This is a genomic window from Nitrosomonas eutropha, from assembly GCF_003201195.1.
Taxonomy (GTDB): Bacteria; Pseudomonadota; Gammaproteobacteria; order Burkholderiales; family Nitrosomonadaceae; genus Nitrosomonas; species Nitrosomonas eutropha.
Window position 1 is genome coordinate 41,150 of sequence record NZ_QICQ01000002.1, and the last position, 12,823, is coordinate 53,972.

Sequence of the window (12,823 nt, forward strand, 5' to 3'; positions counted from 1 at the left end):
ATGTTTGCAAATCAGTGCAGCACGCGCGGCACACTCAGAATGAACTCAGGAATTTCCACCGAAAAATGAAAACCATCCTCGGCCACCATCTGATAAGAACCTTTCATGGAACCCGCTATTGAGGAAATCGCAGTGCCGCTGGTGTATTCAAAACTTTCGCCGGGTTTAAGTAGCGGCTGCTCTCCCACCACGCCCAATCCGCGCACCTCCCGTGTCTCCCCATCGCCACCAGTGATGATCCAGTGACGGCTCACCAGCTGCGAAGCCACGCTGCCGATATTATTGATCGTAATCGTATAAGCAAACACATACTGCTCCTGCGCGGGATCGGATTGATCCTGCAGATAAGTGGTACGCACTTGCACCTTGATGTCGTATTTTTGGTCGTTTTTCATGCGGCATATTCCACACTATTTTGCGGGCAACGGCAAGCAACCTGGTACGAAACCACCAAAATTATAATTCGCAGGGTATGCATTTATTGATATGGGTATACTCCACCCCGCTCTTTGCGAGCACAGCAGTGCAAAGCAATCCAGCACAGTGCAACACTGGCCAAGCACAATGTGTATAAAGAGTAGCGCTGAAACTGTCGTTATCCAGTCTTGCATCATGTAGAACCGACAAAGGCCAACCTGTCGTGAGGCAGGGGCGCAAAGTTTCCGATCCTGATTGCATCAGGAAAGCGGGACTGCCGAAGTTCGCATCCACTCCCTTTCTTCATACAGGTATGCGTACTGCGGGTCGGCTTCGTTATAACCTATCTTTCCAAGGAGCCGCGCATGTCAAATGCAAGATCAATTCATTCGCCATTTTCAGATCACTTATATCATTGCTTCAGTTTTTCAATTCTTCTGTTTCTCCTGATCATCTTCTCCAGCAATAGCCATGCCAATCCAGGCAAGGATATCCGGGAAGCTGCCAGATCTGAATCAACCAGTAAAACCGCCGCTTCTCCCTCCCATTGGAAAAAAGGTCGTCTGCTGCTCATTCCGCGTGCCGGGTTGACCGCAAAAGAGTTTGATAAGGCCATCAGACCGCATGGCGTCAAATCCAAACGTAAACTCAGCAGGCTAAGTGCGCATATTTACGAATTGCCCGATGGCGTGGATGAAATCAAGGTCATGAACAAGCTCAAAAAAGATCGCCGTTTCAAGGCGGTTGAGCTGGATCAACTGGTTGGCCCAGCGCAAATGGTTTCTGATCCCGCATTCAACAGCAGTTGGGCGCTACCCAAAATCCAGGCACCTGTCGCCTGGGATATTGCTACTGGCGATGGCGTAACCATTGCTGTTCTTGATACCGGGGTGGACAGTAACCATCCTGATCTGGCCGCCAACATGGTTCCCGGCTGGAATATTTACAATGGTAACGACGATGCCAGCGATGTACATGGCCACGGCACCAAAGTGGCCGGTTCAGCGGCAGCAGCGGCCAATAACGGTATTGGCAGCGCCGGGGTAGCCTGGAATGCACGCATCATGCCAATACGCATTGCCAATCCCAACGCTTACGCCTATTTCAGCGCCATGGCAGATGGCATTCGCTGGGCGGCTGATCACGGCGCGCGTGTTGCCAACATCAGCTATGAAGGCGCAGCCGGTAGCTTGACCGTGCAATCCGCTGCCAACTATATGCGTAGCAAGGGAGGAGTGGTGGTCGTCGCCGCAGGCAATTCCAGCGGATATATCAGTTATGCCCCCAGTGATGCGCTGATCGTTGCCTCAGCAACAGGCAGTAACGATACACGCGCCAGCTGGTCCAGCTACGGCCCCGCAGTGGATGTTGCTGCACCGGGAGCAAGTATTTACACCACTACGCGCGGCGGCGGGTACGGCTCCGTTTCCGGCACGTCCTTCTCCAGCCCGATTGTCGCCGCCACCGCTGCACTGATGTTCTCTGCCAATCCGGATCTGGCCCCGGCAGATGTCGATCAGATACTCAAAAACACCTCTCTCGATCTCGGCGATCCCGGCCATGATGCCTACTACGGCCACGGGCGTATTAATGCTGCCGGTGCGGTGAATGCTGCTCATGCACAATTTAACGTGGATAACATTGCGCCGGTTATCAGCATCACCTCCCCCACTGGTGGCACAGTGTTGGGAGATGTGTTGGTGGATGTCAATTATTCCGACAACAAGGGCGTGGTGCGTGTAGAGCTGTACGTCAACGGCAGAAAAGCGATCGAAGATACCCAGCCGCCTTTCGCCTTCGCCTGGGATACCAGCACACTGGCGGACGGCAGCTACACCCTGGTAGCGTATGCGTTTGATACTGCCGGTAACCAGGGTACCTCTGCCCCGGTTAAAATCACCGTAAAAAATACGGCGGCAGATACCACACCGCCGACCATCAGCATCACCTCTCCCACTGGTGGCACAGTCTCCGGTAACGTATCCGTAAGTGTAAATTTTTCCGACAACATCGGCGTGGCGCGTACAGAACTGCACATTAACGGTAAGCAGGCGATGGAAGACACCGAACCGGGCAACCGTTTTACCTGGAATACCACCACGCTGGCCGATGGCAGCTATACCCTGGTGACGTATGCGTTTGATGCTGCCGGTAATCTGGGCACTTCCTCACCGGTGGTGGTCAGTGTAAAAAATTCCGACAACAATCCACAGAAAGCGCCTTTACCCAAAATTAACCAGTTCAATCTCAAGGATGGACAGAAAGTCAGCCTTTTTGAGAACGTCAAAGTGAAAGCCGACAACAACACCCGCAAAATCAACCTGAAAGTGAATGGCAACATCCTTACCACTATTGACGGCAACTCGTTGAATTACCGCTGGAATACATGGGATAGCGCCCCGCGCGGCAGCACGCTTACCGTTACCGTGGAAGCCGGTAACGTGGATGGTGAATTTGTCAGCCAAACTGTCAGCGTCAGAAATTAGGGAGGCTGTATAACCTTGATCCTGTCCTGACACAATCTGCAGGATTAAGGCAATCCGGCGCCGCTACTATCGTCTTTGTGACTGCGAGCGCAGAGAAGCAGGCAGTAATCCAGCGGCGTTGGTAATCGCCACGGCCTGGAGAGTCTCGTAATACCAGGATCTGTAAAAATATCCTGATCATTTTCTTACCTTTGATTCCCAGCATTCAGCGCCCTGCTCCCGCAGGGCGTTTTTTGTCGGAAAATTTTACATAAATATCCTGCTGACGAGGATCACCTGCAAATATTCATTATATTTCAATCAATTAGCAATATGGCATGTTTTGTGCTTAATATATAAATAGAATTTCATTAATCAATAATAAGATTTCAGGAGGAAAATTAAAATGACAAAACTGGATAAAACTTTTTACGGCGAACATATCGCCCCCCCCGGAAGAAACAGGCGACTCGTCTGACAGCTACGCTTAAGGCAGGCGTCGCCTGCGCCATGCTGACGATGATCGTTGGTACTGCGAATGCAGCTTTATCCAACGCGGATGTAACATTTAATGGCGTTGCATCAAATGGTTTCTTTGGCCCCACGGCTAATCCTAGTGACCAGAGCCCCAGTTCAATTGAAAGTTTCGCAAATGCCTCCAATTCGGGCTGGAACTTTGGGAGTTCATGGGATTTTCTGGTAAGAGATAACACAGGCACCACTAATTCCGTATCTGCTGTTTATGAAGGTTTAACCTTCACGCTTTCCGCAGATAACGGCCAGAATGGTCAACCCACCCCCGACATATGGAAACTGATGGTCACGGATAATGACCTGAATACCGCGCCGTCTATTCCGTTTACGATGGATTTTCTGATTCATATGCACGGTGGGCATAACAATGCTTTTTACTTCTTTGATGACAGAACAATTAATGCCACTAACGCTGGCACTTTCCAGATCAACTTTGTAAATAATGGTAATCAATTTCCAGGCCTTTCCAATTTCGACATCCTGGTTCGTGATCTGCAAAATGGTGGCGGCAGCAGTGAAATACCCGAACCCGTCAGCCTGTTGTTGTTTGGTGCCGGACTTTTGGGGCTTGGTCTGAATCGCCGTCGTAAACAGGCTTGAATCATTACAAAAACAAATATCTATTCATAAAATAAAACTCAAGCGCCGGGTAACCGGCGCTTTTTTTGTGCGCTCACCCAAACTCTTCCTCCACACCTTCTTATCCCACTCCCTCATCTTTGCGAGGAGACTGCAGACGGACATCCAGTGACCACCTGAAATGAGAAACAGTTTACGCGTATTTCTCCAAATGGAAAAACCCTGATGTCGATGATGTAAGTGCGTTAGAGTGCGCATTAAAAAATCAGGTATCAGAGGCCTGTATCCAAGCTGGCCGCAAGGCATGCCCAAGCATATGATTGTTGATACCCAGAGTATAAAAAACACGGATACCGCCGGGGAAAAGAACTGAGATGCAGGTAAGAAAGTGTCTGGAATCAAACGACATATGCTGCTGACACCTTGGGACTGCCTCACGCCATTGCTGTAACAACCGCGGGTTACCGACCGCAAAGGCGCTATTACTGCATTGACGCCAGGAGAAGTGAACCGCACACTTTCGCGGTCATTCCCAGGTGCTGGATTGTGGAACAAACTTTTTCATGGCCGGAAAAATGCCGGCGATAACAACTTCTAATTTCATGTTTACTTGGTTTGGTTTCTACCCCGGTATTTTCATTCCATTCTTACTGGTCTCGACTTTATTACTTCATTACCGCACGGGGAGTAGTTGTTGCTGCCTGATCCTGTTCAGTAGCTTGCTTTCACGACGATCGTTATACAAGTGGCGTTATAATCTGCTATTTCTAAAGAAGGATGGAGCATTGTCCTGAATAGCTTATGTCTGTTAAACCTGATCTGTTTCAAAGAACACCCGTGCTGGACGGCGATGATGTCGAAGCCAAGCGCGAAGAAGTGCGCGCCTATTTTCATACGACGCTGGATCGGTATGAGCAGTTGTTCGAAACTCTGCGCAGTGATGCAGCCTATTACATCAAACCAATTTCTCTGCGCCATCCCCTGATTTTTTATCTGGGCCATACCGCCACTTTCTTTATCAACAAGCTGGTTTTGGCTGGCGTGCTGACGGAGCGTATCAACCCAAGGCTGGAATCCATCTTTGCCGTGGGCGTGGATGAGATGAGCTGGGATGATCTGGATGCCACGCATTATGACTGGCCAACTGTTGAGGAGGTGATGACCTATCGCCGTACCATGCGTCAGAAGATAGATGCCCTCATCAGCTCATTATCACTAACACTACCAATTACATGGGAAAGCCCGTGGTGGGCGATTGTGATGGGGGTGGAGCATGAGCGTATTCACCTGGAAACGTCTTCTGTACTGATCCGCCAGCACAAACTTGATTATGTGCAGCCTCATTCTGCCTGGCAGCCTTGCCACGAGAGCGGCAGTGCGCCAGAAAACGGGATGGTTACGGTTCCGGCCGGGAAAGTGGTGCTGGGCAAGAACAAAACCGATCTTGTTTATGGGTGGGATAATGAATATGGCCACCATGAGGCGGAGCTGCCTGATTTCCAGGCTAGCCGCTATCTGGTCAGCAACCAGGAATTTCTCGGTTTTATCGAAGCACAAGGCTACAAAACAGATGATCACTGGGAAGAGGAAGGGCTGGCATGGCGAAAATTTAGCGCTGCGATTCATCCAACGTTCTGGGTGCAGCAGGGGGATCAATGGTTATTGCGCCTGATGACGGAAGAGGTACCGATGCCGTGGAACTGGCCGGTAGAGGTCAATTACCATGAAGCCAAGGCATTCTGTAACTGGAAAGCGAAAACAACTGGGCAGCCGGTGCGTTTACCCACTGAAGATGAATGGTATCGTTTATATGATGTTGCTGGATTGAGCGAAGTACCCCGTACTGAACGAGCACAAGGCAATATCCATCTTGATTACTATGCCTCCAGCTGCCCGGTGGATAAATTCCAGCACGGTGAATTTTTTGATGTGATCGGCAATGTCTGGCAATGGACAGAAACGCCTATGCATCCATTTCCCGGCTTTGAAGTCCACCCACTGTACGATGATTTCACCACACCCACTTTTGATGATCAGCATAATCTCATCAAGGGGGGGTCATGGATTGCATGCGGAAATGAATCCATTCGCACATCACGCTATGCGTTCCGCAGACATTTTTTTCAGCATGCCGGCTTTCGCTATGTGATTTCTGCTGCATCTGCTGTGCACCACAGCTCACATTACGAAACGGACAAGCTGCTGTCGGAGTATGCAGAATTTCACTATGGCAATACTTATTTTGATGTGCCCAATTTCCCGACGGCATTGGCAAAACTGGCCATTGCTGCAATGGGAAATCGCCCCGCGCATAAAGCGCTTGATCTGGGGTGTGCTTCCGGCCGGGCAACATTCGAGCTGGCGCACCATTTTGATCATGTCACCGGCGTTGATTTTTCTGCACGCTTTATTAATCAGGGTGTGATGCTGGCGGGGCGTGGCATCCTGCGTTATACCCTGACAGATGAAGGGGAGCTGGTTTCTTACCGGGAATGCACCCTTGCCGGGCTCGGCCTGAAAGAGCTCAGGCACAAGGTTGAGTTCTTCCAGGGGGATGCCTGTAATCTCAAGCCGATATTGACTGGCTATGATCTGATTATGGCAGCCAACCTAATTGATCGTTTGTATGAACCTGCCAAATTCCTGACCATGGTGCATGAACGGCTGAATCAGGGCGGGTTGTTGTTGCTGGCCTCACCTTATACCTGGCTGGAGGAACACACCAAACGGGAGCACTGGGTGGGCGGTTTCAAGCGCGATGGTGAAAATTTCACCACGCTGGATGGACTGAAAGAAATGCTCGGCAGCCATTTCCGTTTGCTTGGAGAACCGCAACAGGTACCATTTGTCATTCGTGAAACACGACGTAAATTCCAACATACGTTGTCAGAAGTGACTCTCTGGGAGAAACTCACTTGAGTTACGATTTTGATCGTGAAATCGGCCGGGACGGGACATTCAGCACCAAATATGATGGCCGTGAGATAACGTTCAATCGCCCGGATGTCATACCGCTGTGGGTGGCCGATATGGATTTTGCCGCTCCGCCTGCCGTCACCGAAGCGCTGGTCAAGCGCGCCACTCACCCTGTTTATGGCTACACACAATTTCCTGACAGTCTGTATGAATCACTAATCTATTGGCTGAAATCACGTCATGGCTGGCAGATAGCACGCGAATGGATCGTTTTCTGTCCGGGTGTAGTACCCTCGCTGAGTGCATCTGTTCTTGCGTTGAGTAAACCGGGTGAAGCTGTCATAGTTCAGCCGCCGGTGTATTACCCGTTTTTCTCGGTGGTCAAAAGAACCGGCAGAAAGCTGCTGAACAATGCCTTGCAACAGGCACAGGGGAGCTACGGTATGGATTTTGCTGATCTGGCCCGGCAGGCGGCTTCTGCGCGCATGCTGTTATTTTGTTCCCCGCATAATCCGGTTGGCCGGGTGTGGAGCAGATCGGAACTGGAAAAGCTGCTGGACATTAGCAGGCAATATAACCTGATTGTTGTCTCGGATGAAATCCATGCGGATCTGATTTATCCGGGTAACAAGCATCACATATTGGCTGACCTGGCAGATTCATCGGAAGCAATTATCACTGCGGTAGCACCTAGTAAAACGTTCAATATTCCGGGGCTCAATTTGTCTGCACTGATTATTCCTGATCCGCAACACCGGGCAGCCATTCGCGATCAACTGGAGATAATGCATATCAGTGCCGCCAATCCGTTCAGCATAGTGGCGTTTGAAGCAGCTTATCGTGCAGGCGGTGAATGGCTGGATGCACTGATGGCCTATCTGGAATCTTCGCGTGAGATGGTTCAGCACTATCTGGCTGAGTATTTGCCACAAATCCGGCTGATTCCTTCACAGGGAACCTACCTGTTGTGGCTTGATTGTCGCGAGCTGGGTATGACTGATGATGAACTCAAGCACTTTTTCATATTTGAAGCTGGAATCGGGCTAAACGCTGGTATTTCCTATGGCAGGGAAGGCAGCGGCTTCATGCGCATGAATATTGGAGCTCCCCGCCACCGGATCAGGCAGGCACTGAATAGCATCCGCAGCGCACTTGAACGTACAAAAAACAACTCCTTTTGAATGGTGTGTGGCGATATTATTTGCTTTATCCTGTTTTTACTAACGTAGCAGTACGAGGCAATAATCTTGCAGTGCAGAGATAATAGTGCTGGATTGTCACGTCAGCCTGCAGCCACCTTGCAAACACAGGGTGGAGTATGGTGGCACTTGTATTTGGAGAAGAGCACAAAAAACACCATCTTTGCGAGCACATTGGTGCGAAGCAATCCAGTGCCTTCATCCTCTTAACTACTGGATTGCTTCATGCCGAGGTATTCGCAACGTCACCAATGCTTTTCACCACCTTGCTAATGCTGAAAAAAACTGGAAATTTTGTTGGAAATGGCGTTGAATGAATTTTTGGACTTCCATATTCTGGAATTTTTACTATGCCCTGTATCCCTCGTCAGGAATCATTACTCGATCCTGTCAATAGCAACGAACTCACTGTTACCGATGTTGTGGTGCACACAAAACCGCAAACTAAACAGCAAGCCGCTTTCCAGCGCTTGATCCAGCAAATTGACGAGCAACGTACCCAGGTTGCAGAGTGGCACATTTACGGCGGGCGTTACAATCAGCGCATAGGTAGTGAATTGATGCCCCTGCTTGCACAGTTGCGTGAAAAACGTATCGCCATGTTGCATCTGTTTGATACGCAATTTCATCAGCGTGATGTAGTTCGCGGCAGACAGCAGCGTGCCAAGTTGCGCGACATCATGCTTGATCTGGCGCATGAATTATTGCTCGAACAGCGCGATGAAGACATTGTGGCACTGTACGATAGATACAGTGATCTCACTTATGATGAACAGACTGAGCTTGATAAGGCATTCTCGCAAAATATAGTTGAAAATCTGTTTGGTGTGCACCTGGATGATGACGATACGGATGGCAGCATGGAAGAAATGCTTGCAAAAGCCATGCGCAAACAGCAGGAGGAAGAAACCAGAAGTGAAGCTAAACAAAGCTCGCACCGGCGAAAATCAGCCAAACAGACAGCCGCCGAAGAGAAGCGTGCTGCGGCAAAAAAAGAGATCATCCAGTCAGTGCGTGAAGTCTATCGTAAACTGGCCAGCAGCCTGCATCCTGATCGCACAAGCGCCAATCTGACAGCAGATGAAAAAACCGTCCTGATGCAGCGCGTCAATCAAGCTTATGATAAAGGCGATTTGCTTGAACTATTGAATATTCAACTTGAAATTGAACAAATTGATACCGACTATCTTACCAACTTGCCGGTTGAACAGATTGACCATTATATCCAGGTGTTACGTGAACAACAGGCGAAGCTCAAGGCGGAACTGGCATCGTTATTGGCTCCTTATCGGGCGCTGGTACCGTTGACCCCAAAACTTAAGCCGGATCGTGTGGATAAAGCGGTAGATGCTGAAGTTGCACGTTTGGAGATGAATTTGCGGCAGGTTGATATTGATCTGGTTGCGTTTCAGGATGGCAAACAGCTTGCTGCTTTTATCAAGCATTATCAGGTGGATAACGAGCCCGACGAGTTTGATGAGTTGCAGATGCTGGATGATTTTCTGGACAGTTTTTCTAAACAGCCATCATCACCCTCTCGTCGCCGCAAGCGCTGAATATCAATCCAGGTAAACCTCAACGGCTAAGAAACCGTTGAAAGTCTCTGGAAATGTGAGGAGCTTAGGGCATGAGAAAAAGTTATCCGAGCGATATTGATCCTGAACGATTTGCAATTAGCAAGTCGTTGCCGGAGAGTGCGTGCAAGAAGACCTGTCCCAGACGTATAGTACGGCTGAGTTGATAGGCCGGGGGCTTTGCTGGCGCTGCGTCGTTGCAAACAGGAGCAGCAGTAGGTACAAAATTTGCTGTGCGACAGCGTCTATGTGGGTAAACCTTCCACCCAGGTGAGTGTGCGAAATCCCGGGAGTATTTGTGACAATACAAATCGCCAAACGTAGCTATTTAGTCCTGCTAGGATTCACATCTTATGAACACATCATTAAATGCTGGCAAAATGAACCAGAGCAATTTATCATTAGGGCACCTCGAAAAACCTATAAATTCCGAAAAGATTTGTATGTAACACATTGATTTTACGAGCAATATATTTTCAAAAACAGGGGTTTTCAAGGTAACCATTAATCCATACCACCACACAAAGTGGGACTAAACATCAGTCTCTGCTCTGATTATAAATTTACCAATGACGAAATTTTACTTGCTTACGCCCGCCAGCGTTCAGCAATAATTCATTATGAAAGCCCTATTTTTTCTTCGTCACTACAACGATATAGATCATATTACTCCAGTTGTTTCAAAATGGTCTGAATCAGGTCATCATGGAGATGTGGTTCTGCTGGGACATGAAAAATTCCTGAATGATTACCGCATTAAATATTTAGGTAGCCTCGACCATGTTCGCATAGCGCATATCCGGGAACTACTCTCCCCGTTGGAGTTTTTGCAATGGCGTCTACAGACATTCTTGCTGATCAGAGGCGTAAGACGTATCTTCCTGATTGGTAAACTCGCAGAAGTGCTGGCCAGGAAATATGATGCCCGAAAGCGCGATCCGATCTGGCAAAGTACGGCTAAACAGCTATTGAAACGCACTTTTACTGATACCGATGAAGGTGTGATTGTGTTTGATTGGGTCACTAGCGTCTCGCCCATCCCCATCGAGTGGATCGAAACCATTGTTACAATGGCGAAAACAAAGGGGCTCGGTGCGGTATCGCTACCACATGGCGACAGCCCTCATGCCAACCAGCTGATACGCTATCATGAACGAGCTATACAACCGAATACCCTGTATGCGGATGCAAAAATATTTGACAAACTCGTGGTTCCGAATGAGTTATGTGCGATCCGTTTCCGACCATTTCTGAACAATCAGGCAATCGCCGTGCTGGGTTCACCGCGCTATTGTGACGAATGGCTGAATAAACTGGCCAAGCTGTCACCTCCCCACCAGCTAAGTACCAACTCAGATACCCGGCTTAGAATCGTCATGTTCTTGAGAAAGCGTGAATTCACCACATTCTGGGAAGAGGTTAATATCATTGTGAATATGATTGCTGCATTCCCCGGGGTAGAACTGGTAATCAAACCGCACACACGCGGCGGCTGGAGACAACCACTGACTGGTAGCACCTCCCTGCGCCACCTTCCAAACGTCAGCATAGCGAAAGACAGTGTTCATTCCATTTCCTTGATGAATTGGGCAAATGTCATTATCGACCTGGCCACTTCAGTGGTATTTGAAGCGGTCAAAGCCAAAAAACCCGTACTGGCTGCTGATTATTTGCATGCCGGCCGATCTGCGCTCGCGCATTTCATGCCCGAAACGGAACTGAAATGCCGCGATGATGTATACAAACTGATTGATAGATTCTTAACCACTGGCTGTGACAATTTTTATATCGAGGCACATCGCCAGCGCTTCATTAATGAAATGCTGCACGTTGGGGGCGCCGATGTTTTGCCGCGTTACGTCGCTCTGCTGGAAGAGCAGGCCAGGCGGATGAAAACAGAAGAAGCTGGCGAAACAGATAAACAAAAGGAATCCCACTCAGTATGGGGTCAGATTAAAGCGTTATGTGGATTTCATTGAACAAAGCTCTGGCACCACAAGCCAGAGCAATTTCTTCTCCTGAAGTCCATTTTGGTGGCCCAAACCAGCCTGTTGGCCAGCTGCGCAATTTGCTGGAAGCCCGAATTGCTGCCGTCCCTGCTGGGGGAACCATTGATTGGGTGACGTATTATTTCCGTGATATCTGTCTGGCGAAAGCACTCATTCGGGCGCATCAACGTGGTGTCCGTGTCACACTAAGCCTGGAAGGCAGGCCGCGTATTCCCTATGCTAACGACGAAGTAATTACCCTGCTCTCAGGGCCAGATGGAATAGGCAATGCACTACGCGTTATTACCATCCCCGGGTTGCCATCGCCTGCGACAAAACCATGGAAACCCCAGCTGCATGAGAAACTATACTGTTTTTCACACCCTGAACCGGTTGCCTTTATCGGTTCATTCAATCCGTCCGGAAACGGTTCGGAAGACGATCCCAATATCATTCTAGAAATCGGTGATCAGGATCGTGGTTATAACGTTTTAGTTGGATTTAGGGATCCAACACTGGTCGAGAAACTGACCGAGCATGCACGACAGCTACACCAGTCACCACCAGGGCTTTTCTATCGTTTTACCAAGAGCATAAGCAGTAGTATCCACAGCGCAGACACCGATATCTATTTCTGGCCCCGGGTCGATACTCATCCTATCGTGCGATTCCTGCATAATGTTAACAGCGGCCGTGTTCGGGTTGCGGCTTCGCATATAAGGATGGGTCGCGCAGTTGATATTATGACCAAGCTGGCAAGGCAGGGCGTTGACCTGGAAATATTGGCAGAATCGACGCTCAGGCGCGTCACTCCACAGGTGGAGCAGCAATTAACCAGCGCCGGAGTCCGTTTTAAACGCATCCGGCATTCCGACTCCCTGCCCATGCACCTCAAATTTGTACTGGTTGAGGATGGCAATTGTGCCTGGTCAATCTTCGGGAGCTTTAATTGGACCAAGCCATCGTTCTGGTTGAATCATGAGATTGCTGCCATTTCCAGCAATCCTGCTATTTTTGAGTCCTTTGCACGCTGCTGGGACAGGTTAAAAAGTGAATATATCAGGCCAACATCAGATCCAGCAGGCTATTAAAAAAATCCAATCCTAATAAGTTGTATCTGCCCAGCCTTTCTTCCAATAATTCAAACGTAG

The 12,823-nt window shown here is 49.2% G+C and carries 9 protein-coding genes, 3 pseudogenes and 1 riboswitch; of the genes and pseudogenes, 11 read left to right on the forward strand and 1 reads right to left on the reverse strand.

Translation table 11 applies throughout. The features are described from left to right. Positions 1–11: 11 nt before the first annotated feature. Complete coding sequence (apaG, locus tag C8R14_RS01240; RefSeq protein ID WP_011633930.1) at positions 12–395, reverse strand: Co2+/Mg2+ efflux facilitator ApaG/CorD; 384 nt, start codon at positions 393–395, stop codon at positions 12–14. A 223-nt stretch (positions 396–618) separates the two neighbouring features. Continuing rightward, positions 619–699: riboswitch (cyclic di-GMP riboswitch) on the forward strand. Between the two features lie 83 nt (positions 700–782). Between apaG and C8R14_RS01245 the strand changes: the two genes are divergently transcribed. The 11 genes and pseudogenes from C8R14_RS01245 (at position 783) to C8R14_RS01280 (ending at position 12,763) form a co-directional block, all read left to right on the forward strand. Then, positions 783–2,903 carry a S8 family serine peptidase gene (locus tag C8R14_RS01245; RefSeq protein ID WP_011633929.1) on the forward strand — a complete coding sequence of 707 codons (2,121 nt, stop codon included), beginning with the start codon at positions 783–785 and terminating at the stop codon, positions 2,901–2,903. Positions 2,904–3,392: 489 nt separating this feature from the next. Further along, entirely contained in the window at positions 3,393–4,016 is a 624-nt protein-coding gene (locus C8R14_RS01250) for a PEP-CTERM sorting domain-containing protein (RefSeq protein ID WP_011633928.1), read from the forward strand. Positions 4,017–4,183: 167 nt separating this feature from the next. Then, a pseudogene (locus tag C8R14_RS14345) lies at positions 4,184–4,580 on the forward strand (transposase); the annotation flags it as partial. Between the two features lie 216 nt (positions 4,581–4,796). Further along, positions 4,797–6,914, forward strand: a complete 2,118-nt coding sequence (gene ovoA / locus C8R14_RS01255) for a 5-histidylcysteine sulfoxide synthase (protein WP_011633927.1) — start codon at positions 4,797–4,799, stop codon at positions 6,912–6,914. Next, the gene (locus C8R14_RS01260; RefSeq protein ID WP_011633926.1) at positions 6,911–8,092 is read left to right on the forward strand and encodes a pyridoxal phosphate-dependent aminotransferase; all 1,182 of its coding nucleotides are present in this window, start codon (positions 6,911–6,913) and stop codon (positions 8,090–8,092) included. The genes ovoA and C8R14_RS01260 overlap by 4 nt, the downstream gene beginning before the upstream one ends. Before the next feature lie 137 nt (positions 8,093–8,229). Beyond that, on the forward strand, positions 8,230–8,427 hold the full coding sequence (locus C8R14_RS01265; protein WP_041353446.1) for a hypothetical protein: 198 nt from the start codon (positions 8,230–8,232) through the stop codon (positions 8,425–8,427). A gap of 33 nt (positions 8,428–8,460) precedes the next feature. Continuing rightward, the gene (locus C8R14_RS01270) at positions 8,461–9,666 is read left to right on the forward strand and encodes a J domain-containing protein (RefSeq protein ID WP_011633925.1); all 1,206 of its coding nucleotides are present in this window, start codon (positions 8,461–8,463) and stop codon (positions 9,664–9,666) included. 71 nt (positions 9,667–9,737) lie between these two features. Continuing rightward, positions 9,738–9,836: pseudogene (locus tag C8R14_RS13925) on the forward strand (IS5/IS1182 family transposase); the annotation flags it as partial. Between the two features lie 13 nt (positions 9,837–9,849). Next, a pseudogene (locus C8R14_RS13930) lies at positions 9,850–10,015 on the forward strand (IS5/IS1182 family transposase); the annotation flags it as partial. A 289-nt stretch (positions 10,016–10,304) separates the two neighbouring features. Next, a complete protein-coding gene (locus C8R14_RS01275; RefSeq protein ID WP_011633924.1) occupies positions 10,305–11,663 on the forward strand; it encodes a hypothetical protein in 1,359 nt (452 codons plus the stop codon). Continuing rightward, complete coding sequence (locus C8R14_RS01280) at positions 11,660–12,763, forward strand: phospholipase D-like domain-containing protein (protein WP_256201548.1); 1,104 nt, start codon at positions 11,660–11,662, stop codon at positions 12,761–12,763. Before C8R14_RS01275 ends, C8R14_RS01280 begins: the two co-directional genes overlap by 4 nt. Positions 12,764–12,823: the final 60 nt, after the last annotated feature.

What these genes read in the sequence shown, in the direction of transcription:
- apaG (WP_011633930.1), bottom strand. Translation starts at nt 395, where the DNA reads ATGAAAAACGACCAAAAATACGACATCAAGGTGCAAGTGCGTACCACT.
- C8R14_RS01245 (WP_011633929.1), top strand. Translation starts at nt 783, where the DNA reads ATGTCAAATGCAAGATCAATTCATTCGCCATTTTCAGATCACTTATAT.
- C8R14_RS01250 (WP_011633928.1), top strand. Translation starts at nt 3,393, where the DNA reads ATGCTGACGATGATCGTTGGTACTGCGAATGCAGCTTTATCCAACGCG.
- ovoA (WP_011633927.1), top strand. Translation starts at nt 4,797, where the DNA reads ATGTCTGTTAAACCTGATCTGTTTCAAAGAACACCCGTGCTGGACGGC.
- C8R14_RS01265 (WP_041353446.1), top strand. Translation starts at nt 8,230, where the DNA reads ATGGTGGCACTTGTATTTGGAGAAGAGCACAAAAAACACCATCTTTGC.
- C8R14_RS01270 (WP_011633925.1), top strand. Translation starts at nt 8,461, where the DNA reads ATGCCCTGTATCCCTCGTCAGGAATCATTACTCGATCCTGTCAATAGC.
- C8R14_RS01275 (WP_011633924.1), top strand. Translation starts at nt 10,305, where the DNA reads ATGAAAGCCCTATTTTTTCTTCGTCACTACAACGATATAGATCATATT.